The 21799-nt window shown below is 73.4% G+C and carries 19 protein-coding genes and 3 tRNA genes; 9 read left to right on the forward strand and 13 right to left on the reverse strand.

Going from position 1 to position 21799, the window contains the following annotated elements; all coding sequences use genetic code 11:
- Positions 1 to 148 precede the first annotated feature (148 nt).
- The 5 genes from ABZY13_RS06025 to ABZY13_RS06045 all read right to left on the reverse strand — a co-directional run bounded on the left by ABZY13_RS06025 (position 149) and on the right by ABZY13_RS06045 (position 1290).
- On the reverse strand, positions 149 to 412 hold the full coding sequence (locus ABZY13_RS06025; protein WP_356627656.1) for a Txe/YoeB family addiction module toxin: 264 nt from the start codon (positions 410 to 412) through the stop codon (positions 149 to 151).
- On the reverse strand, positions 409 to 684 hold the full coding sequence (locus ABZY13_RS06030) for a type II toxin-antitoxin system prevent-host-death family antitoxin (RefSeq protein WP_356627657.1): 276 nt from the start codon (positions 682 to 684) through the stop codon (positions 409 to 411). The genes ABZY13_RS06025 and ABZY13_RS06030 overlap by 4 nt, the downstream gene beginning before the upstream one ends.
- Positions 685 to 895: 211 nt before the next feature.
- Positions 896 to 972: transfer RNA gene (locus ABZY13_RS06035), tRNA-Ile, on the reverse strand.
- Positions 973 to 1139: 167 nt separating this feature from the next.
- A tRNA-Asn gene (locus ABZY13_RS06040) sits at positions 1140 to 1212 on the reverse strand.
- A gap of 5 nt (positions 1213 to 1217) precedes the next feature.
- Positions 1218 to 1290, reverse strand: a tRNA-Asn gene (locus tag ABZY13_RS06045).
- A gap of 158 nt (positions 1291 to 1448) precedes the next feature.
- Here ABZY13_RS06045 and ABZY13_RS06050 point away from each other — a divergent pair.
- The 4 genes from ABZY13_RS06050 to ABZY13_RS06065 all read left to right on the forward strand — a co-directional run bounded on the left by ABZY13_RS06050 (position 1449) and on the right by ABZY13_RS06065 (position 7214).
- Positions 1449 to 1754 (forward strand): YtxH domain-containing protein, encoded by a 306-nt coding sequence (locus tag ABZY13_RS06050; protein WP_356627658.1) that lies wholly within the window; start codon positions 1449 to 1451, stop codon positions 1752 to 1754.
- A 48-nt stretch (positions 1755 to 1802) separates the two neighbouring features.
- Positions 1803 to 3257, forward strand: a complete 1455-nt coding sequence (locus tag ABZY13_RS06055) for an FGGY family carbohydrate kinase (RefSeq protein ID WP_356627659.1) — start codon at positions 1803 to 1805, stop codon at positions 3255 to 3257.
- Between the two features lie 295 nt (positions 3258 to 3552).
- Positions 3553 to 5286, forward strand: a complete 1734-nt coding sequence (locus ABZY13_RS06060) for an ABC transporter ATP-binding protein (protein ID WP_356627660.1) — start codon at positions 3553 to 3555, stop codon at positions 5284 to 5286.
- Entirely contained in the window at positions 5286 to 7214 is a 1929-nt protein-coding gene (locus tag ABZY13_RS06065; protein WP_356627661.1) for an ABC transporter ATP-binding protein, read from the forward strand. The genes ABZY13_RS06060 and ABZY13_RS06065 overlap by 1 nt, the downstream gene beginning before the upstream one ends.
- Positions 7215 to 7254: 40 nt before the next feature.
- Here ABZY13_RS06065 and ABZY13_RS06070 read toward each other — a convergent pair whose 3' ends face one another.
- From ABZY13_RS06070 to ABZY13_RS06090, 5 genes are all read right to left on the reverse strand, one after another.
- The gene (locus tag ABZY13_RS06070) at positions 7255 to 8487 is read right to left on the reverse strand and encodes an RNA polymerase sigma factor (RefSeq protein WP_356627765.1); all 1233 of its coding nucleotides are present in this window, start codon (positions 8485 to 8487) and stop codon (positions 7255 to 7257) included.
- A 153-nt stretch (positions 8488 to 8640) separates the two neighbouring features.
- Positions 8641 to 10545 (reverse strand): DNA primase, encoded by a 1905-nt coding sequence (gene dnaG / locus ABZY13_RS06075; RefSeq protein WP_356627662.1) that lies wholly within the window; start codon positions 10543 to 10545, stop codon positions 8641 to 8643.
- Positions 10546 to 10600: 55 nt separating this feature from the next.
- Positions 10601 to 11866, reverse strand: a complete 1266-nt coding sequence (locus tag ABZY13_RS06080; protein WP_356627663.1) for an FAD-dependent oxidoreductase — start codon at positions 11864 to 11866, stop codon at positions 10601 to 10603.
- Positions 11867 to 11957: 91 nt separating this feature from the next.
- On the reverse strand, positions 11958 to 13253 hold the full coding sequence (locus ABZY13_RS06085) for a deoxyguanosinetriphosphate triphosphohydrolase (RefSeq protein WP_356627664.1): 1296 nt from the start codon (positions 13251 to 13253) through the stop codon (positions 11958 to 11960).
- 110 nt (positions 13254 to 13363) lie between these two features.
- Positions 13364 to 14155 carry a sirohydrochlorin chelatase gene (locus ABZY13_RS06090; RefSeq protein WP_356627665.1) on the reverse strand — a complete coding sequence of 264 codons (792 nt, stop codon included), beginning with the start codon at positions 14153 to 14155 and terminating at the stop codon, positions 13364 to 13366.
- Positions 14156 to 14425: 270 nt separating this feature from the next.
- On the opposite strand from ABZY13_RS06090, the gene ABZY13_RS06095 reads away from it, so the two are divergent.
- Together ABZY13_RS06095 and ABZY13_RS06100 are read left to right on the forward strand one after the other, a co-directional pair.
- Positions 14426 to 15043, forward strand: a complete 618-nt coding sequence (locus tag ABZY13_RS06095; RefSeq protein ID WP_356627766.1) for an ElyC/SanA/YdcF family protein — start codon at positions 14426 to 14428, stop codon at positions 15041 to 15043.
- Between the two features lie 112 nt (positions 15044 to 15155).
- Positions 15156 to 17273 carry a molybdopterin oxidoreductase family protein gene (locus tag ABZY13_RS06100; protein ID WP_356627666.1) on the forward strand — a complete coding sequence of 706 codons (2118 nt, stop codon included), beginning with the start codon at positions 15156 to 15158 and terminating at the stop codon, positions 17271 to 17273.
- A gap of 162 nt (positions 17274 to 17435) precedes the next feature.
- Here ABZY13_RS06100 and ABZY13_RS06105 read toward each other — a convergent pair whose 3' ends face one another.
- On the reverse strand, positions 17436 to 17801 hold the full coding sequence (locus ABZY13_RS06105) for a Uma2 family endonuclease (protein WP_356627667.1): 366 nt from the start codon (positions 17799 to 17801) through the stop codon (positions 17436 to 17438).
- A gap of 482 nt (positions 17802 to 18283) precedes the next feature.
- On the opposite strand from ABZY13_RS06105, the gene ABZY13_RS06110 reads away from it, so the two are divergent.
- Both ABZY13_RS06110 and ABZY13_RS06115 read left to right on the forward strand, forming a co-directional pair.
- Entirely contained in the window at positions 18284 to 18790 is a 507-nt protein-coding gene (locus ABZY13_RS06110; RefSeq protein ID WP_356627668.1) for a hypothetical protein, read from the forward strand.
- 108 nt (positions 18791 to 18898) lie between these two features.
- On the forward strand, positions 18899 to 19522 hold the full coding sequence (locus ABZY13_RS06115) for a class F sortase (protein WP_356627669.1): 624 nt from the start codon (positions 18899 to 18901) through the stop codon (positions 19520 to 19522).
- Here ABZY13_RS06115 and ABZY13_RS06120 read toward each other — a convergent pair.
- Entirely contained in the window at positions 19430 to 19849 is a 420-nt protein-coding gene (locus tag ABZY13_RS06120) for a helix-turn-helix domain-containing protein (protein WP_356627670.1), read from the reverse strand. The two genes, ABZY13_RS06115 and ABZY13_RS06120, sit on opposite strands and share 93 nt — an antisense overlap.
- A gap of 117 nt (positions 19850 to 19966) precedes the next feature.
- On the opposite strand from ABZY13_RS06120, the gene ABZY13_RS06125 reads away from it, so the two are divergent.
- Entirely contained in the window at positions 19967 to 20869 is a 903-nt protein-coding gene (locus tag ABZY13_RS06125; RefSeq protein WP_356627671.1) for an NAD(P)-binding domain-containing protein, read from the forward strand.
- 7 nt (positions 20870 to 20876) lie between these two features.
- Here ABZY13_RS06125 and ABZY13_RS06130 read toward each other — a convergent pair whose 3' ends face one another.
- The gene (locus ABZY13_RS06130) at positions 20877 to 21659 is read right to left on the reverse strand and encodes a sulfite exporter TauE/SafE family protein (protein ID WP_356627672.1); all 783 of its coding nucleotides are present in this window, start codon (positions 21657 to 21659) and stop codon (positions 20877 to 20879) included.
- Positions 21660 to 21799: the final 140 nt, after the last annotated feature.

Consider the following 21799-nt stretch of genomic DNA (forward strand, 5'->3'; position numbering starts at 1 on the left):
CACGAATACCGCACAGAACGGGCATCACGCGGGAATCCCGAGAAATCACGGGACTCCCGGCCGAGCGGACCGTGCGGCCGGCCAGGACCGGACGGGCGGCATCAGGACGCAGGCCACACAGGCCGGGAGCCGCGCCGTCCGGGGGACGTCAGTCGTGATAGTGGTACCGGGCCTTGAGGATCTTCACTTCCTTGTCGTCGGCCCGGTACACCAAGCGGTGTTCGTCGTCGATCCGGCGGGACCAATAGCCGGACAGGTCGCCCTTGAGGGGTTCGGGCTTGCCGATGCCGTCGAAGGGGGTGCGCTGGATCTCGCCGATCAGCCGGGTGATCCGGCGGGCCATCTTCCGGTCGGAGCCCAGCCAGAACAGGAAGTCCTCCCATCCGTCCGCGTCGAAGTGGACGCTCCTCACTCCTCTCCCCCGGCCAGCTCCCGCAACTCGTCAAGGGTCTTCGCGACCGTCCCCGAGCCCGCCCTGTCGCGGGCGACGGCTTCCATGAGCCTCTTCGCGTTGGCGGGTGAACGCAGGAGGTAGACCGTCTCCTGCCAGGACTCGTAGTCGTCGGCGGACATGAGGACGGCGTCGCCGCCCTTCGAGCTGATACGGATGGTGGTGTGGTCGTCGTTGACCCGCTTGATGAGCGGGAAGAGATCCTTGCGGGCCTCGCTGGCGCTTATGGTCATGTGCCGCACCCTTCTGTGACCGGTACGGGATACAGTACAAGACTGGTACCATTTTCTGGTACCAGTCTTCTGGTCGGAGCGATGGCTGCCGAAGCGAAGCGCCGGAGGGCCGGGAGGGGTGCATCGACGCCGGCGGCGCCACTGTGAGGGGCGCGAGTACGGACGGCTCCCGCCAGTGCCGGTCGGGGCGAGTCTTCCCGCGTAGCGGTGATGGTGGGGCGGGTGGGACTCGAACCCACGGCCGACGGATTATGAGTCCGCTGCTCTAACCGGCTGAGCTACCGCCCCATAGCGGCGTGTCGCGTACATGTGTGCGCGCCGTCTGCCGCAGCATAGCCGCTCATACGATCTCCTGCTCCGGGCGGCCGGCTTCGCACGACCTTGAGGACTCCGCCGCGGCCCGGACGGTTCCCCCGGACATGAAAAAGGACCCCGCAGGGTCCTCGTTCAGGCTGCTCCCCCGACTGGACTCGAACCAGTAACCTGCCGGTTAACAGCCGGCTGCTCTGCCAATTGAGCTACGGAGGACCGAGCTCCCCCGACTGGACTCGAACCAGTAACCTGCCGGTTAACAGCCGGCTGCTCTGCCAATTGAGCTACGGAGGATTGCCCCAGGTGCATCGAACGCGTCCGCCCGGGTATCCGCCAGGGGGCGCGCGCTCGCTGCGACACATACATTAGCGCAAGCAGGGGGGTGCTCCGCCAATCAGTACCTCCCGGCTCCGGCCGGGGTGCCGGAGACCAACTGTAGAAGGGTGGCCGTCATGCGTTACCGGCTCACGTTCGCCGTCGGACTCGCCCTCGGTTACGTGCTGGGGACACGGGCCGGGCGGGAACGCTACGAACAGCTGAAGAAGTCCGCACGCCAGATCTCCCAGAACCCGGCCGTCCGCAACACCGCGGAGACCGCCGCCCACCAGGGCCGCGAGTTCGCCGGCAAGGCGTACCACGTGGTCAGCGACCGGATGGGGGACCGGATGCCCGACTCGGTCGCCCAGCGGGTGCGGTCGCTGCGCGAGCGCAACGGCTCCCGGACCGGGGCCGACGACTGGGGGACCGGCGCCACCTGACCGACCGTTCGGCACGGGCACCCCGGGCGGTACGGCAGAATTTCCGGCATGGGGATAGTCGCCGGGTTGGACAGTTCGCCCGATTTCACTCGTATCGTCGTCTGCGACGCGGACACGGGGGCCGTGCTCCGGCAGGGGTACGCGCCGCACCCGGTGGAGAACACCGAGGGCGGCGGCCGGCCCAGCGACGTGGATCCGCAGGCCTGGCTGCTGTCCCTCGGCGAGGCCGCCGGCGGCGGGCTGCTCGAGGGCGTCCAGGCGATCGGGGTCTCCGCACAGGCCAACGCGGTGGTGCCGCTGGACGCCCAGGGCGGCACCGTACGGCCCGCCATGGTCGGCGCGGACAAGCGGGCGCAGGTCGCCGCGGCCGATCTGGTCGACGCGCTCGGCGGGCGCGAGGCGTGGGCGCAGGCCGTGGGCTGTGTGCCGCAGGCCGCGCACGCCGTGACCAAGCTGCGCTGGCTGGCCCGCAGCGAGCCCGAGGCCGCCGCCCGCACCGCCGTGCTGCTCCAGGCCCACGACTGGCTGGTGTGGCAGTTGCTGGGGCGGCCGGTGCGCCGCACCACCGACCGGGGCGGAGCCTCCGGGACCGGGTACTGGTCCGCCGCCACCGGCGCCTACCGGCCCGACCTCGTCGAACTCGCGCTCGGCCGGCAGGCCGTGCTGCCCGAGGTCATCGGCCCGTCCGAAGCGGCCGGTACGACGCCGGAGGGGCTGCTGATCTCCGCCGGCACCGGCGACACCATGGCCGCCGCCCTGGGGCTCGGCCTGGGTCCGGGCGACGCGGTCGTGTCGCTCGGCGCGTCCGGGTCCGTGATGGCCGTGCACCCCGAGGCGCTGTACGACCCCACCGGCACCATCACCTCCCTCGCCGACGCCACCGGCATGCACCTGCCCGTCGTCACCACCCTCAACGCCGTGCGCACCCTGCGCGGCACCGCCGAGCTGCTCGGGCTGCCCGACCTGGAGAGCCTGTCCGACCTGGCGATGAAGTCGACGCCGGGCGCCCACGGCCTCGTCCTGCTGCCCTACCTGGAGGGCGAGCGCACGCCGAACCTGCCGCACACCGCCGGGACCCTCACGGGGCTGCGGCGGGAGTCGATGAAGCCGGAGCATCTGGCGCGGGCGGCGTTCGAGGGGATGCTGTGCGGGCTCGCGGACGCCCTCGACGTGCTGCGCGGGCGCGGGGTGGAGGTGCGGCGGATCTTCCTGCTGGGGGCCGCCGCGGAGCTGCCGGCCGTGCAGGCGGCGGCGCCGTCGCTGTTCGGCGCGCAGGTCGTGGTGCCGCAGCCCGCCGACTACGCGGCGATGGGCGCGGCCCGGCAGGCGGCCTGGGCGCTCGGGGTGTCCCGGGGCGCCCTCGACCCGCACACCCCGCCGGCCTGGCAGGGCGCGGTCGCCCAGGTGCTGGAGCCGGGCGAGGAGCTGGCGGTGGGCCAGGCCGTGCGGCAGCAGTTCGTGTCGGTGCGGGAGCAGACCCATCCGGGGGCGTTCCACCCGTAGGGCGAGGCGCGGACCCATCGGCGTCCGCCTGTGGAGGGGGTGGGACGCGCTGCGGTGCGTGCCGCCCTTGTGTGCGAGCCGACGCACCCCGGCGCGTTCCGTCCGCCGGCGGGGCGGGCGCGTCCCGGCGCGTGCCGCCCGGGACCCTCGCGGGAGCCGGCCCGTCCCGGCGCGTTCCGCGCCGTGGCACCCGCCTGATGGGTTAATCGGTTGAGGTAACGCGGGTGGAGTGCCCGACGATGGGTGCCAGGGGCAAGCGACCGGCCCCCGTCGCCCACACTCCGAGAGAAGCAGCGTGCTCATACGACTCCTGCGGACCTATCTCAGGCCCTACCGAAAACCCATCGCCCTGCTGGTGCTGCTGCAGTTCGTGCAGACCTGCGCCACCCTCTACCTGCCGGTGCTGAACGCCGACATCATCGACAACGGTGTCGTCGCGGGCGACACCGGCTACATCCTCGGCCACGGCGGCCTGATGATCGGCGTCTCGCTGGCGCAGGTGGTGTGCAACATCGGCGCCGTGCACTACGGCGCCCGTACCGCCGCCGCGCTCGGCCGTGACGTGCGGGCCTCGGTCTTCGACCGGGTGCAGTCGTTCTCCGCGCGCGAGGTGGGCCACTTCGGCGCCCCCTCGCTGATCACCCGGACCACCAACGACGTCCAGCAGGTGCAGATGCTGGCCCTGATGTCGTTCACGCTGATGGTGTCCGCGCCCATCATGTGCGTGGGCGGCGTCGTCATGGCGCTCGGCCTGGACGTGCCGCTGTCCGGGGTGCTGGTGGCCGTCGTGCCGGTGCTCGGCCTCGCGGTGACGCTGATCGTGCGCCGGCTGCGCCCGCTGTTCCGGTCGATGCAGGAGCGTCTGGACACGGTGAACCGGGTGCTGCGCGAGCAGATCACCGGCAACCGCGTCATCCGCGCCTTCGTGCGCGACGAGTACGAGCAGCGCCGCTTCGGCCGGGCCAACGCCGAGCTGACGGAGGTGTCGCTGGGCACCGGCAGGCTGCTGGCGCTGATGTTCCCGATCGTGATGACGGTGGTGAACCTGTCGTCGATCGCGGTGGTGTGGTTCGGCGCGCACCGCATCGACAGCGGCGGGATGCAGATCGGCGATCTGACGGCGTTCCTCGCCTATCTGATGCAGATCGTGATGGCCGTGATGATGGCCACGTTCATGTTCATGATGGTGCCGCGCGCCGAGGTGTGCGCCGAGCGCATCCAGGAGGTGCTGGACACCTCCTCCAGCGTGGTGCCGCCCGCCGCCCCGGTCACCGAGCTGCGCCGGCACGGGCATCTGGAGCTGCGCGGGGCCGGCTTCCGCTACCCGGGGGCCGAGGAGCCGGTGCTGCGGGCCGTGGACCTGGTGGCCCGCCCCGGCGAGACGACCGCGGTGATCGGCTCGACCGGCAGCGGCAAGTCCACCCTGCTGGGCCTGGTCCCACGGCTGTTCGACGCCACCGAGGGCGAGGTGCTGGTCAACGGGGTGGACGTACGGACGCTGGACCCGAAGCTGCTGGCCGGGACCGTCGGCCTGGTCCCGCAGAAGCCGTACCTGTTCGCGGGAACGGTCGCCACCAATCTGCGGTACGGCAATCCGGACGCGACGGACGAGGAGCTGTGGCACGCGCTGGAGGTGGCGCAGGCCAGGCAGTTCGTGGAGCGGCTGGAGAACGGCCTCGACGCGCCGATCGCGCAGGGCGGCACCAACGTCTCCGGCGGCCAGCGGCAGCGGCTCGCCATCGCGCGGACGCTGGTGCAGCGGCCCGAGATCTACCTGTTCGACGACTCCTTCTCCGCGCTCGACTACGCCACCGACGCCGCGCTGCGGCTCGCGCTCGGACGGGAGACGGCCGGGGCGACGGTGGTGATCGTGGCGCAGCGGGTGTCGACCATCCGGGACGCGGACCGGATCGTCGTGCTGGACGAGGGCCGGGTGGTCGGCACGGGCCGGCACCACGAGCTGATGGCGGACAACGAGACCTACCGGGAGATCGTGCTCTCCCAGCTGACGGAAGCGGAGGCCGCCTGATGGCCGGTCCGATGGGACGGATGATGGCCGGGACCGGCCCCGAGCACCGTTCGATGGACTTCCGGGGCTCGGGCAGACGGCTGATGGGGCACTTCCGGCCGGAGCGGCTGACGCTGGCCGCGCTGGTGGCGTGCGTGGTGGTCAGCGTGGCGTTGAGCGTGGCCGGTCCGGCGATCCTCGGGCGGGCCACCGACCTGGTCTTCGCGGGCATCGTCGGGCGGGAGATGCCGGCCGGCGAGAGCAGGGCGGAGGTCCTGGAGTCCATGCGCGAGCGCGGCGACGGGGACGTGGCCGACATGCTGCGCGGCACGGACTTCCGGCCGGGCGAGGGCATCGACTTCGACGCGGTCGGGGACGTGCTGCTGCTGGCGCTGGCGGTGTTCGCCGGCGCGGGGCTGCTGATGGCGGTGGCGACGCGGCTGGTGAACCGGGTCGTCAACCGGACGATGTACCGGATGCGCGAGGACGTGCAGAAGAAGCTGTCGCGGCTGCCGCTGTCGTACTTCGACCGGCGGCAGCGCGGCGAGGTGCTCTCCCGCGCCACCAACGACATCGACAACATCGGGCAGACCCTGAACCAGTCGATGGGCCAGCTCATCAACTCGCTGCTGACCATCATCGGCGTGCTGGCGATGATGTTCTGGTTGTCGTGGATCCTGGCGCTGGTGGCGCTGGTGACGGTGCCGCTGTCGCTGTACGTGGCGACGCTCGTCGGCAAGCGGTCCCAGCCGCACTTCGTGCAGCAGTGGCGCACCACCGGCAAGCTCAACGCGCACATCGAGGAGATGTACACCGGGCACGCGCTGGTGAAGGTGTTCGGGCGGCAGGAGGAGTCGGCGCGGCAGTTCGCCGAGCAGAACGATGCGCTGTACGAGGCGGGGTTCAGGGCGCAGTTCAACAGCGGGATCATGCAGCCGCTGATGTTGTTCGTGTCGAACCTCAACTACGTGCTGGTCGCGGTCGTGGGCGGGCTGCGGGTGGCGTCGGGTTCGCTGTCGATCGGCGATGTGCAGGCGTTCGTCCAGTACTCGCGGCAGTTCTCGATGCCGCTGACGCAGATGGCGTCGATGGCGAACCTGGTGCAGTCGGGCGTCGCCTCGGCGGAGCGGGTCTTCGAACTGCTCGACGCCGAGGAGCAGTCGGCGGACCCGGTGCCGGGGGTGCGGCCGGAGCAGCTGCGCGGGCGGGTGGCGCTGGAGCACGTGTCGTTCCGGTACGAGCCGGACGAGCCGCTCATCGAGGATCTGTCGCTGACGGTGGAGCCGGGTCGCACGGTGGCCATCGTCGGTCCGACCGGCGCGGGGAAGACCACGCTGGTGAACCTGCTGATGCGGTTCTACGAGGTCTCCGGCGGGCGGATCACGCTCGACGGGGTGGACATCGCGGCCATGTCCCGCGACGAACTGCGGTCCGCCATCGGCATGGTGCTCCAGGACACCTGGCTGTTCGGCGGCACGATCGCGGAGAACATCGCCTACGGCGCCCCGCGGGAGGTCACCCGCGGGGAGATCGAGGAGGCGGCGCGCGCGGCCCACGCCGACCGGTTCGTCCGGACGCTGCCGGACGGCTACGACACGGTGATCGACGGCGAGGGTTCCGGGGTCAGCGCCGGGGAGAAGCAGCTGATCACCATCGCGCGGGCGTTCCTGTCCGATCCGGTGATCCTGGTGCTGGACGAGGCGACGAGCTCGGTGGACACCCGCACCGAGGTGCTGATCCAGAAGGCGATGGCCAAACTGGCGCACGGGCGGACGTCGTTCGTCATCGCGCACCGGCTCTCCACCATCCGGGACGCGGACACGATCCTGGTGATGGAGGACGGCGCGATCGTCGAACAGGGCGCGCACGCCGAGCTGCTGGCCGCGGGCGGCGCCTACGCGCGGCTGTACGAGGCGCAGTTCGCGCAGGCGCTGGCCGAGGTGGACTGACCCGGCGGGGCGGGGGCCGCCGCCGGGCGGCCCCCGCTCCTCACTCCAGGTAGCCGCGCAGCTGGTCCGCGTAGGCGTGGTCGCGGAGCTTGTTGAGGGTCTTGGACTCGATCTGCCGTATCCGCTCGCGGGTCACGCCGAAGATGCGGCCGATCTCCTCCAGGGTGCGCGGGCGGCCGTCCATGAGGCCGTAGCGCAGCTGGACGACCTTGCGCTCGCGCTCGCCGAGCGTGGACAGCACGGCCTCCAGGTGCTCCCTGAGCAGCAGGAAGGCCGCGGACTCCACGGGTGAGGCGGCGTCGCCGTCCTCGATGAGGTCGCCGAGCGCGACCTCGTCCTCCTCGCCGACGGGGGCGTGCAGGGAGACCGGTTCCTGGGCCAGTCGCAGTACCTCGCCGACGCGTTCGGGGGTGAGGTCGAGCTGGGCGGCGACCTCGGCGGCGGTGGGCTCGTAACCGCGTTCCTGGAGGAGGCGGCGCTGCACCCGGACGACCCGGTTGATCAGTTCCACGACGTGCACGGGGACGCGGATGGTGCGGGCCTGGTCGGCCAGGGCGCGGGACATGGCCTGGCGGATCCACCAGGTGGCGTAGGTGGAGAACTTGTAGCCGCGGGCGTAGTCGAACTTCTCGACGGCGCGGATGAGTCCGAGGTTGCCCTCCTGCACGAGGTCGAGCATGGTGAGCCCGCGGCCGACGTACCGCTTGGCGACGGACACCACCAGCCGCAGGTTGGCCTCGATCAGCCGCCGCTTGGCCATGCGGCCCATGACGACCAGCCGGTCGAGGTCGAGGGCGAGTTCGCTGTCGAGGTCGGGGGTGCCGGCCAGCTTCTCCTCGGCGAACAGCCCGGCCTCGACACGCCGGGCCAGCTCCACCTCGTCGGCGGCCGTGAGCAGCGGAATGCGGCCGATCTCCCGCAGGTACTGCCGGAACAGGTCCGAGGACGGTCCGCCGGGCTCCACCCGCACGGGGGCCGGCTCCTCCGGCTCGGGCTCCACGACGGCCTCGGGCTCCACGACGGCCTCGGGCTGCGCGCTCGCCTCCGGTTCCGCGACGGCCTCGGGCTCCGTGCCGGCCCTGGGCTCCGTGCCGGCCCTGGGCTCCGGCCCGGCCTCGGGCGGGGCCGCGGTGAGGGCCTCGCGGTGGTGCAGCAGGCGGCTCTGCGGCGGCACGGCCGCGAGCACGTCCGGCTCGGCGTCCGGCTCCGCGCCGTCGGTGGTCATCTCGGTGTGGACGAGGGTCTGGGTCTGCACGGGGGCGACCTCCAGGATGTTCGCTGCTGAGACGAACGCAGCGCTGCTCGGGGGACGGAGCCGAACGGCCTCGCTCCGTCGGCTCGGGCACCGGACCCAGTGTGGGGTACGACACACACCCGCCACGAGGGTCGTGCGGTGACTTTTTGCGTCCGGTCCGTGACGGCCTGCTCAGAGGGCCGCGGCTCCGTGCTCGCGCAGGGACTGGTCGTACTGCTGGAGGACCCACAACTCGTTCTGCACCGCGGCCAGTTGGGCCGGGTCGGCGCCGCCCGACAGCCGGGTCAGCTGGGACTGGACGTCGCGGATGCGACGTTCCACGGCCCGCCTGCGGACCTGCACGAGCTGTTCGCCGGCGTAGTTCTCGTCCACCGCGCGGCGCATGATCGCCTCGACGGCCAGCTCCGTGACCATGGCGCGGACCGTGTCGTCGGGGGCGGCCTCGCGGACACGGACCAGGTACTCCTGGGGGTCCTGGACGCCGTACTCGGCGCCGCCCGCGTCCAGGATGGCCTGGCGTACGGCGGCGTACGGCGGGGCGGTGAACTCGTCCACGCCGTACGCGTCGAAGGCCGGGGAGACCAACTCGGGGCGCTGGAGGGCGAGTTTGAGCAGCTCGCGCTCGGTCGCGTACACCGGGTTGCGCAGGTTGAGGGCGGGGCCGGTCAGGGTGGGCCGGGGGGCGGCCTCGTAGGCCGGGGCGGCGGGGCGGCGGTCGGGGGCGGGACCCTTGCCGCCGCGGTCGCGGGCCCAGCGGGCCAGCTGCGCCACCCGCTTGACGACGAACTGGGTGTCGAGGATGCCGAGCATCCCGGCGAGCTGGACGGCCACCTCGTGCTGGGCGCCGCTGTTCTTGATGCGGGCGACGACGGGGGCGGCCTCGTCGAGGGCGGCGGCGCGGCCCGCCGGGGTGTCGAGGTCGTAGCGGCTCACGATCTGGCGCAGCGCGAACTCGAAGAGCGGGGTGCGGGGCTGGACCAGGTCGGCGACCGCGTCGTCGCCCTTGGCCAGGCGCAGGTCGCAGGGGTCCATGCCGTCGGGGGCAATGGCGATGTAGGTCTCGGCGGCGAACTTCTGGTCGTCCTCGAAGGCGCGCAGGGCCGCCTTCTGGCCGGCCGCGTCGCCGTCGAAGGTGAAGATCACGCGAGCCGAGCCGTTGTCCATCAGCAGCCGGCGCAGAATCTTGATGTGGTCGCCGCCGAAGGCCGTGCCGCAGGTGGCGATGGCGGTGGTGACGCCGGCGAGGTGGCAGGCCATGACGTCGGTGTAGCCCTCGACGACGACCGCGCGGGAGGTCTTGGCGATCTCCTTCTTGGCGAGGTCGATGCCGTAGAGGACCTGCGACTTCTTGTAGATCGCGGTGTCGGGCGTGTTGAGGTACTTGGGCCCGTTGTCCGCCTCGTACAGCTTGCGGGCGCCGAAGCCGACGACGTCGCCGCCGATGTCGCGGATCGGCCACATCAGCCGGCCCCGGAAGCGGTCGATGGGGCCGCGCCGGCCCTCCTGGGCGAGGCCGGAGAGGATCAGCTCCTTGTCGGTGAAGCCCTTGCCGCGCAGGTAGCGGGTGAGGTGGTCCCAGCCCTGGGGGCTGTAGCCGACGCCGAAGTGGACGGCGGCGGCCTGGTCGAAGCCGCGCTCGGCGAGGAAGACCCGGCCGGTCTCGGCCTCGGGCGAGAGCGCGAGCTGCTCCGCGTACCACTCGGCGGCGATCTTGTGGGCCTCGACCAGCCGGATCCGTTCGCCGCGCTGGTGGGCGGGGTTGTAGCCGCCCTCCTCGTAGCGCAGGGTGATGCCGGCCTGGGCGGCGAGCCGCTCGACCGCCTCGGAGAAGGTGAGGTGGTCGACCTTCATCACGAACGTGATGGTGTCGCCGCCCTCCTGGCAGCCGAAGCAGTGGAAGAGGCCCTTGCTGGGGCTGACCTGGAAGGACGGCGACTTCTCGTCGTGGAACGGGCACAGCCCCTTGAGGTTGCCGCCGCCCGCGTTCCGCAGCTGGAGGTACTCGGACACGACGGCGTCGATCGGGACCGCGTCCCGTACCGCCTTCACGTCCTCGTCGTTGATCCGTCCTGCCACGCGTGAATTCTACGGGGGTGGTGCGGCGCCGGACCGCCCGCGGAGGGCGCGGGACTCACGGGACGAGGGTGTCCAGCGGCGTCTGCGGGTCGGCGAGCGCCTCGGGGTCCACGCGCGCCTTCGAGCGGATCAGCCGCTGGACCGGTTCTGTGACGTCCCACACGTTCACGTTCATCCCGGCCAGTACCCGGCCGTCCTTCACCCAGAACGCGATGAACTCCCGCTTCCCGGCGTTCCCGCGGATCACCACCTGGTCGTAGGAGCCCGGGGGCGCCCAGCCCGAGTACTCCATGCCGAGGTCGTACTGGTCGGAGAAGAAGTACGGCACCCTGTCGTACGTCACGTCCTGGCCCAGCATCGCGCGGGCCGCCGCCGGACCGCCGTTGAGCGCGTTGGCCCAGTGCTCGACGCGCAGCCGGTCGCCGAACAGGGGGTGCGGGAAGGCGGCGACGTCGCCGGCGGCGTGGATGTCGGGGTCGGAGGTGCGCAGGCGCGCGTCGACGGCGACGCCGCCGCCGTGCGCCCGGTCGGCCAGCTCCAGCCCGGCGGCCTCGGCCAGGGCGGTGCGCGGGGCGGCGCCGATCGCCGCGAGCACGGCGTGCGCCGGGTGCTCCTCGCCGTCGTCGGTGCGGGCGGCCAGGACGACGCCGTCCTGGCCGACGATCTCGGTGAGCCGGACGCCGAAGCGGAGGCGGACGCCGTGCTCGTGGTGCAGCTCGGCGAAGAGGCCGCCCAGCTCGGGGCCGAGCACTCCGTGCAGCGGGGTCGGGGCGGGCTCCACGACGGTGACCTCCGCCCCGTACTCGCGGGCCGCCGCCGCGACCTCCAGGCCGATCCAGCCGGCGCCCGCGATCACCAGGTGCCCGTTGTCCCGGCCCAGGGCGGCCAGGACGCCCTTGAGCCGCTCGGCGTGGGCGAGGCGGCGCAGATGGTGGACGCCGGCCAGGTCGGTGCCGGGGACGTCCAGGCGGCGCGGTTCGGCGCCGGTGGCCAGCAGCAGTTTGTCGTAGCGCACGACGGTGCCGTCCTCGCCGAAGCGGACCGTCTTCGCGGCGCGGTCGACGGCGGCGACCGTCTCGCCGAGGTGCAGTTCGATGTCGTGGCGCGCGTACCAGGCGGGTTCGTGCACGAAGACGCTGTCGCGTTCCTGCTTGCCGAGGAGGTAGCCCTTGGACAGCGCGGGCCGCTCGTAGGGGTGGTCGCGTTCGTCGCAGATCAGTATCACCCGGCCGCTGAAGCCCTCCGCCCGCAGCGTCTCGGCCGCCTTCGCGCCGGCGAGCCCTCCTCCGACGATGACGAATGTCTGATCCGCGTCGACCACTGTGCCTCCTCGTGAACGTTCCGCCACCTGCGAGCGTCCCGCACGGAGCGTGATGGGGGAAGAGGGAGTGACCCGATCAGGCCACGGAGGGTTACGTCCGGGTCCGTGAGCGGGGGCGGGTGAGGCGGGCGTGCAGGGAGCGCGCCGACGCGTCGGTGAGGGCGGCGATCTGATCGACGATCACCCGCTTGCGGGCCCGGTCGTCGCCGGCCCGGTCGAACAGCGCGCGGAACTGCGGGTCGAGTCCGTCGGGCGCGCGGGCGGTGAGCGCGTCGGCGAGTTCGGCGACGACGATCCGCTGGTCGGCGCGGAGCCGGGTCTGCTCGGCGCGCTGCATCACGTACCGGTCGGCGACCGCCTTGAGCACCGCGCACTCCATACGGGTCTCGCGCGGCACGACGAGTTCGGCGGTGTACCGGGTGAGCCGCCCGCCGCCGTACGCCGCGCGCGTGGCGGCCTCGGCGGCCAGGCAGAAGCGGCCGATGAGCTGGCTGGTGGCGTCCTTGAGCCGGGCCTGGGCGACGGCCGAGCCGTCGTAGCCGTGCGGCCACCACTCCTGGTCCTGGAGCCGGTCGAGGGCCGCGGCGAGTTCGGCGGGGTCGGTGCCGGCGGGGACGTAGCGGCCGAGCGCCGCCTCGAAGACCGCGTGCCGTTCCGGCTCCGCCTGAAGGCAGTTGGGGTCGATGTGGCCGGCGTGCAGGCCGTCCTCGACGTCGTGCACGGAGTACGCCACGTCGTCCGCCCAGTCCATGACCTGGGCCTCGAAGCAGGTGCGGCCGGCGGGGGCGTCCTCGCGGACCCAGTCGAAGACGGGACGGTCGTCGTCGTACACGCCGAACTTCCCCGAGGCCGGGTCGGTGGGGTGGGCGCCGTTGGGCCAGGGGTACTTGGTGGCGGCGTCGAGGGCGGCGCGGGTGAGGTTGAGGCCGAGGCTGACCGGGTCGCCGGTGGCGGGGTCGGGGACGAACCGTTTGGGCTCGATGCGGGTGAGCAGGCGCAGCGACTGGGCGTTGCCCTCGAATCCGCCGCAGTCGCGGGCGAACGCGTTCAGCGCCTCCTCGCCGTTGTGGCCGAAGGGCGGGTGGCCGAGGTCGTGGGCGAGGCAGGCGGCCTCGACCAGGTCGGGGTCGCAGCCGAGGGCCTCGCCGAGTTCGCGGCCGACCTGGGCGCACTCCAGGGAGTGGGTGAGGCGGGTGCGGGGACTGGGGTCCCATGCCTGGTGGGTGGTGGCGCCGGGGGTGACGACCTGGGTCTTGCCGGCGAGTCTGCGCAGCGCGGAGGAGTGCAGGATGCGGGCGCGGTCGCGCTGGAAGGCTGTGCGGCCGGGGCGCTTGTCGGGTTCGGGGGCGTAGCGGGCGAGGGCCTTGGGGTCGTAGCTGCCTTCCATGGTTCGACAGTACGGGGTCCTGCGGCGGGGACGTGCCCTTGAGGGGGGCGTCTTCCTGCGGCGGGGGCGTGCCCCGCACAGGGGTGGTCTTCCCTCGGGGGGCGTGCCCTTCAGGCGGTCGTCGCCAACGCCCGTTCCCGCGGGGCCGGGGCGGTCGCCGCCGCCTCGTCGTAGCGGTGCAGGACCAGGCGGGCCATCGTCGGGTGGGCGCCCAGGGGGGCCGCCGCCACCGACGGGGCCGCCTCGGCGCACTCCGTGGCGAAGCGGCCCGGGGCGGTGAAGTACGACGCGACCGCGATGTCGGTACGGCCCCGGGCGCGCAGGGAGCGCACGGCCTCGGCGACCGTCGGGGCCGCCGCCGACGCGTAGGCCGGGACCACGGGGACGCCCAGGCGTGCGGCGAGGAGGCGGGCGGTGTCGCCGGTGTCGACGGCCGCCTCGGGGTCGCGGGAGCCGGCCGCGGCCAGCACCACGGCGCCGGAGCGCCGCTCGGCCTCGGTCGCGGGCAGCCGCCAGCCGGCCTCCGCCAGGCGGGTCAACAGGGTGTCCACGAGGAGCGGGTGCGGGCCGAGCGGGGCGGCGACGCGGGTGCGGGCCTCGGCCGCGGCGGCCATCTCGGGGATGTCCTGCTTGACGTGGTAGCCGCGGCTGAGCAGCAGCGGGACCAGGACGGCCTCGCGGTCGCCGAGCGCGGCGAGCGTGTGAGGGAGCAGGGGGGCGTTCAGCTCGATGTGCCCGAGGTGCACGGGCAGGCCGGGGCGCAGCTCGCGGACGCGGTCGAGCAGCGTGCGGACCGTGGCGAGGGTGCGCGGGTCGCGGCTGCCGTGCGCCACGACGACGAGCGCCGGTGGGGCGGGGCGTCGGAGGTGGCCGGTCGTCCGGTTCATGAGGTGCGCCGTCATGCGTCGAGCTTGCGCGCGGGACGTTGCGCCCCCATTGCGTGACCGTGACGGGTATTTTCCGGGTCATCACCGTGAACGCGCGGTCGCTGTGAGGGCCGTGAACCGCATCGACGCACGGTCGCCGTGAGGGCCCGGTGAACCGGAGCGGCGCGCGGTGCGTCCTTCCCGGTCAGAGGTGGAGGAGGGGACGCCGTGCCGCACCGACCGAGGCCGTGGCCGCCGCGCCTGCCGCGCACGAGGGCGGGCCGGCGGCGCCTGACGCAGGCCGTGATGGCGCTGTGCGTGCTCGCGCTGCTGCCCTCCGCGTGGCTGCGCGTCGCCACCGGCGACCGCCTCGTCACGACCGCCGACGCGCCCCGCACCGACGTGGCCGTCGTCTTCGGCGCGGGCCTGTGGAACGGCGAGCCGTCCCCCTATCTCGCCCACCGCCTGGACGCGGCGGCCGAGCTGTACCGCTCCGGACGGATCAGGGCCGTCCTGGTCACCGGCGACAACAGCCGCGCGGACTACGACGAGCCGGACGCCATGCGCGCCTACCTCACCCGCAGCGGCGTGCCGGACGCGCGGATTGTCAGCGACTACGCGGGCTTCGACACCTGGGACTCCTGTGTGCGGGCCCGGAAGATCTTCGGCGTGGAGGAGGCGGTGCTGATCAGCCAGGGCTTCCACGTCCGGCGGGCGGTGGCGCTGTGCGAGGCCGCGGGCGTCACGTCGTACGGCGTCGGCGTCGACGAGCGGCACGACGCCACCTGGTACTACGGGGGCGCGCGGGAGATCGCCGCGGCGGGGAAGGCGGCGCTGGACGCCGTCCTGCGGCCCGATCCGCGCTTCCTCGGGCCTCGCGAGCCGGGGCTGGCACGGGCACTGGACGCCGGTGTCGGACGCTGACCTGCGGGTTCGTCTCCTCACGGCGGCCGGGGCGGGGCGGGGAGGTCGCCGTCCCGGGCGTGTAACAAGGAATCGCCGCGGGACGTAACACGGCCGACGCAATCTGGGGCACATGGACAACGCCTCGACGCCCACCCACTGCCCGTACTGCGCCCTGCAGTGCGGGATGAACCTGTCGCCCTCGCCGGACGGGGGCGTCGAGGTGCTGGAGCGCGCCGACTTCCCGGTCAACCGGGGAGCGCTGTGCGGCAAGGGACGCACCTCGCCCGCCGTGCTCGCGTCCGCGGTGCGCCTGACCTCGCCGCTCGTCCGTGAGGACGGCGAACTCGTGCCCGCGACATGGGACGAGGCACTGGGCCGGATCGCCGGGGCGTTCGCCCGCACCCGCGCGGAGCACGGACCGGACGGGGTCGGCGTCTTCGGCGGCGGCGGCCTGACGAACGAGAAGGCGTACGCGCTCGGCAAGTTCGCCCGGATCGTGCTCGGCACCTCCCAGATCGACTACAACGGCCGCTTCTGCATGTCGTCGGCCGCGGCGGCCGGCACCAAGGCGTTCGGCCTCGACCGGGGGCTCCCCTTCCCGATGGAGGACATCCCGAAGACGGGGTGCGTCATCCTGGTCGGCTCCAACCTGGTCGAGACGATGCCGCCGGCGCTGCGCTACCTCACCGAGCTGAAGGAGAACGGCGGCACGCTGATCGTCATCGACCCGCGCCGGACGCGCACGGCGGAGCAGGCCGACCTGCACCTCGCGCCCCGCCCCGGCACGGACCTCGCCCTCGCGCTCGGGCTGCTGCACCTGGTGGTCGCCGAGGGGCGCACCGACGAGGAGTACATCCGCGAGCGCACCACCGGCTGGGAGGACGCGCGGGCCGCGGCGATGGCGCACTGGCCGGAGTACGTGGAGCGGATCACCGGGGTGTCGGTGCCCGACCTGCGGGAGACGGTGCGGATGTTCTGCGAGCCGGAGAGCGCGATGGTGCTCACCGCACGCGGGCCCGAGCAGCAGTCCAAGGGCACCGACACGGTCGGCGCGTGGATCAACCTGTGCCTGGCCACCGGCCGGGCCGGGCGCCCGCTGTCCGGGTACGGCTGCCTGACCGGGCAGGGCAACGGACAGGGCGGGCGCGAGCACGGGCAGAAGGCCGACCAGCTGCCCGGCTACCGCAAGCTCACCGACCCCGAGGCGCGCCGGCACGTCGCCGAGGTGTGGGGCGTCGACCCCGACAGCCTGCCGGGACCGGGGCGCAGCGCCTACGAACTGCTGGACGCGCTCGGCTCGGACGTCCACTCGCTGCTGGTGATGGCGTCCAACCCGGTGGTGTCGGCGCCGCGCGCCGCGCACGTGGAGGAGCGGCTGCGGTCGCTGGACTTCCTCGCGGTGTGCGACGTGGTGCTGTCGGAGACGGCGGCGCTCGCGGACGTGGTGCTGCCGGTGACGCAGTGGGCCGAGGAGACCGGCACCATGACCAACCTGGAGGGCCGCGTGCTGCTGCGCCGGCGGGCGATCACCCCGCCGTCGGGCGTGCGCAGCGACCTGGAGGTCATGCACGAGCTGGCGGCGCGGCTGGGCGGCGATGCGGCGCTGGAGAAGAAGTTCCCGACGGACCCGGAGGAGATGTTCGAGGAGCTGCGCCGGGCGAGCGCCGGCGGGCTCGCGGACTACTCCGGGATCACCTACCGGCGGCTGATCGAGGAGAACGGCGTCTTCTGGCCGTGCCCCGCCCCGGCCGCCGGGTCAGGGTCGGAGTCCGGGACCGCCCCGCACCCGGGGACGCCGCGCCTGTTCCTCGACCGGTTCGCCACGGAGGACGGCCGGGCCCGGTTCGTGCCGGTCTCGCACCGGGCGATCGCGGAGGAGCCCGACGAGGAGTACCCGGTGCTGCTCACCACGGGCCGGGTCGTGTCGATGTACCAGTCCGGCGCCCAGACCCGCCGCGTGGACGAGCTGAACGCCGCCGCGCCCGGCTCGTTCGTCGAGCTGCACCCGCGGCTGGCGGAACGCCTCGGCGCGTCCGAGGGCGACCCGGTGGCGGTCGTCTCCCGCCGCGGCCGTGCGGTGGCCCCGGCCCGCATCACGACGTCGATCCGCCCCGACACGGTCTTCATGCCCTTCCACTGGCCGGGCGAGGGCCGCGCCAACACCCTGACCAACCCGGCCCTGGACCCGACGTCCCGCATGCCGGAGTTCAAGGCGTGCGCGGTACGGCTGGAGGCGGTGCGGCCCTGACGGCCCCGGATCCCTGCCCCCGCCGGACGGCGGGGGCAGGGATCCGGTCCGGCTGCCGTCGGACAAGCTCTATTGGCGGGTGAGTCCGGCAGGATCGATGGTGAGGGGGAACGGAGCGTCCAGGCAGGTGGTCGCTCCGGAGGGCGCGGTGGTCCGCTCGACTTACCGGCCGCCCCGCAGCTCATGGACGACGAGCATGGGCGCGGGGTCGAACTCGAGCCGCCAGAAGTGCGGGATGGCGGCTTCCGCGTACAGCATGGGCTTGACCTTGCGGTCCATGGTGCTGTTGCCGGGGGAAACGAGTTCGACGACGAGTTGCACCGCGTCGACGTCGACACTGACGGGATCCTCGGCGGTCGCGCCGGCGTCGGCCACCACGAGGTCGGGCACGGCCAGTCCGGAGGGAAGAACGACGTTGACGCCTTCCAGGATCTCCACCGGTGCGCCGACGGCCCGGGCGGCGGCCTCCAGGGCGACGTGGAGGCGGAACGAGGCCCGCTGGTGGCGGACGCCGGGTGCGGGGGACATCAGGGGGGGACTCCCCCAGCAGTTCGTAGCGCACGGTGCGGTCTTCCGGCAGGGCGAGGACGTCGGCGACGGTCCAGGGCCCTGTGTGGTCGACGGCAACGCTCATGTCCCTTTCACCTCCTCGTCCCGCCCGACGGCCCCGGGATGCCCCGGCAAGCGGTACACGGCCGGCATACGGACGCCGTCACCTGCCGACACGAGCGTCATCAGGACCTCCGACAGGGCGGGTGCCGGCTCCGCGTTCAGCATTCGGGCGGCCCTCCGCGTCACCCGTTCACCGTCTCGGCGCAGTGCCGTGCGGGGATTTCCGTGCGGGGCCCGGCCGGTGGGGCTGACCTGGGCGGACGTCCGGGCCGGGTGGGCGCGGGGCGGGCTGTGCGCTCGGCCGTTCGAGGGATGCCGGGTCGTTTCTCGGGGAGCGGGTTCGGTCGCCGCGGCCTTTCCTCGGAGGGACAGGGACCGAATCGCTCGAGGGAGCATCGATGCGACGTACCGCCCGCTCGCTGACCGGTGCCGTGTTCGCCGTCGCCGCCGTGGGGGCGCTCGCCGCGCCCGCGCTCGGGGACGGGGCCCGGCTGGAGGTGCGGCCGGGGACGGCGGCGCCCGGCGGGGACGTCACGGCGACCGCCGTGGGGTGCGCCACCGCCGCCGGGGACGCCAGCGCGGTCGGCGCCGGGGAGTTCACACTGGCCCCGGACGACGACGGTGACGCCACCGGACGGTTCCGGGTGCCGCCGAGCGCGCAGCCGGGGACGTACGAGATCGTCGCGCGGTGCGCCCGCGGCGGCCCGAAGGTGCGCGGCGACCTGGTCGTCGTGCTCGCCTCGGCGCACGCTCAGGTGTATCCCCGGGGAAGTGTGAAGACGGGGGTCGGCGGCGCCCTGGGCCCCGACCCCGTGCAGACCGCGGCCGGCGTGGCGGCTCTCGCCGTCGCCGCCGCGGGCGGTACCTGGCTCCTGCATCGCCGGGCGAGAGGCGACGGGATCTGACGGACACCCTCCGCTGTCCGTCCGCCGGTACCGCAAGCCCCACCCCCTCCGGGTCCGACGCCCCTCGCGGCCCGGAGGGGGACGGGAGACTCCCGGAGGAGGCAGATCGTGCGCACGTTCGGCAATGCGGGCGACGCCGCGATAGCGGCCGTGACCGCCGTGGCCCTGTGCTCGGGCGTGTGGCTGCTGGCCGGCGCCGGCGCGGGAGCCCCGCCGCAGCCGTCCGCCGCCCAGGCGAGCGCGACGGCCGCGCCCGCCTCCCCCGTCGCCGCGCTGCCGCCCTCCCCGCCGGACCGCATCCGCATCCCGGCGATCCGCGTCGACGCCCCGCTGACCGGCCTCGGCCTCACCGCCACCGGCAGTCTCGACGTGCCGCCCGCCGACCGGCCCGGCCTCGCCGGCTGGTACGAGGCGGGCACCCGGCCCGGCGAGCGCGGCACCGCCATCGTCGCCGGGCACGTCGACAACGCCGACGGGCCGGCCGTGTTCTACCGGCTGGGCGCGCTGCGCCGCGGCAGCGTCATCGAGATCGACCGGCGCGACGGCGGCGTGGCCGTGTTCCGGGTGCACGCGGTCGAGGTGTACGACGCGGAGGACTTCCCCGACGAGAAGGTGTACGGGGCCGCGCCCAGGCCCGAGCTACGGGTGATCACCTGCGGGGGCGGCTACGCGCGCGGCACCGGGTATCGCGGGAACGTCGTCGTGTTCGCCCATCTGACGGGGAGCCGGTGAGCCGCCCAGGACGTTGGTCTTCCCCCACGCGCCCAGCGGCTCCAGCGCCTCGTTGAGGCTCACCCCGCGCGGCGTCAGCGAGTACTCGACGCGCGGCGGCACCTCGTCGTACTCCTCCCGGTGCACGATGCCGTCCGCCTCCAGCTCCCGCAGCTGCGCCGCCAGCACCTTCTCGGTGACCCCCGGCAGCCCCCTGCGCAGCTCGCCGAAGCGGTGCGGGCGCAGGGACAGCTCCCACAGGATGAGCACCTTCCACTTGCCGCCGATCACGTCGATCGCCGCGTCCACCCCGCACTGGTACGACCCCGGCCGTCGCCCGATCCCCATGTCCGCCACCAGCTCCCGTCGCCGTCGCGCGTGCTGCCTGCACGCTTCCCCGGGGGTAACCACCCACTCGCAAGTACGTACTTGAGCAGGTCATCGCCCTCCATGAGGCTAAACGCCATGACCGACAACGCTCGTTCCCATACCTCTCCGACCCCTCCCGTCACCCTGCTCGGCGCCGGCGCCATGGGCAGCGCCCTGGCCCGCGCCTGGCTCGCCGCCGGGCACCCCGTGACCGTCTGGAACCGCACCCCGGCCCGCGCCGAGGCCCTTGCCGCCGAGGGCGCCGCCGTCGCCGCGAGCGCCGCCGAGGCGGTGGCCGCCGGCCGGCTGGTCGTCGTCTGCCTGCTGGACGACGCCTCCGTCGGCGAGGCCCTGGCCGACGCCGACCTGACCGGCAGGGACCTGGTCGACCTCACCACCGGCACGCCCGCCCAGGGCCGCGCCCGCGCCGCCTGGGCCACGGAGCGCGGGGCCCGTTTCCTGGACGCCGGCATCATGGCCGTACCGCCGATGATCGGGAAGCCCGACTCGGGGGCGTACGTCTTCTACAGCGGCTCGCCCGAGCTGTTCGAGGAGCACCGCGCCACCCTCGCCGTTCCGGCCGGCGCCCGTTACGTGGGCGCGGACCCGGGGTTCGCGGCGCTGCACGACGTGGCGCTGCTGAGCGCGATGAGCGGGATGTTCGCGGGGGTGCTGCACGCCTTCGCGCTGATCCGGCGGGAGGACATCGCGCCCACCGACTTCGCCCCGCTGCTGGTCTCCTGGCTCACGGCGATGGCGCAGCTGGCCCACCAGACGGCCGAGCAGCTGGAGAGCGGCGACTACGGCAAGGACGTCGTCTCCAACCTCGCCATGCAGGCGGCCGGCAACGTCACGCTGCTGCGCACGGCCGAGGAGCAGGGCGTCAGCGCCGAGCTGCTCACCCCGTACACGGAGCTGATGGACCGCTGGCTGGCCGCCGGACACGGCGACGAGGACACCGCCGGGATGGTCGAGCTGCTCACCGGGGAGGCCTCCTGACCACTGCCTAGGCCACCCACTGCTCGTACGCCATGTTCGCCACCAGCGCCAGCACCACCGTCAGCAGCACGATCCGCACGAAACCGCTGCCCCTCTTGAGCGCGGTGTGCGCGCCGAGCATCCCGCCCGCGAGGTTGAACGCCGCCATCAGCGCCGCCAGCTGCCACAGCACCGTGCCCTGCCAGGCGAAGGTGGCGAGGGCGCCGGCGTTGGTGCAGCAGTTGACGATCTTGGCGGTGGCGGAGGCGGTGACCAGGTCGAGATGGAGCACGGCGGTGAGGGCGAGGACCAGGAAGGTGCCGGTCCCGGGGCCGATCAGCCCGTCGTAGAAGCCGATGCCGAGGCCCGCCAGGCCGATCGCGGCGAGCACCCGGCGGCGGGTCACGGGGCCCGGTGCCGGGGCGGTGCCGAAGGCGGGGCGCAGGATGACGAACGCGGCGACGCCGAGCAGCACCACCATGATCACCGGCTTGAGCACCTCCGTGCTCATCCCCGCCGCGAGGAACGCCCCGCCCGAGGAGCCGGCCAGCGCCGCGAGCCCGATGCGCACGGCCACGCGGACGTCGACGGGCGCCTTGCGTGCGTAGGTGACGGCGGCGCCGGCCGTGCCCACGATGGCGACCGCCTTGTTGGTGCCGAGCGCGTACGCGGCCGGCGTGCCGGCGGGCAGCCCGAGCAGCAGGGCGGGAAGCAGCAGCAGTCCGCCGCCGCCGACCACGGCGTCGATCCAGCCCGCCGCGAGCGCGGCGAGGCACAGCACGGCGACCATGGCCAGGGAGATGTCGGGCATGCGTGCGACCCTATGGACGGGATACGTGTGGCGTCCACGCAGCTGAGGGTCTTCTGAGGTTCACTCGGGGTTCGCGGGCCGATCTCACAGCCCACCCCCGGTCGGCCGTCCCAAGCCTCACATCCGCCCCCCTCCTCCGC

It is taken from the genome of Streptomyces sp. NPDC006610 (genome assembly GCF_040611575.1).
Taxonomy (GTDB): Bacteria; Actinomycetota; Actinomycetes; order Streptomycetales; family Streptomycetaceae; genus Streptomyces.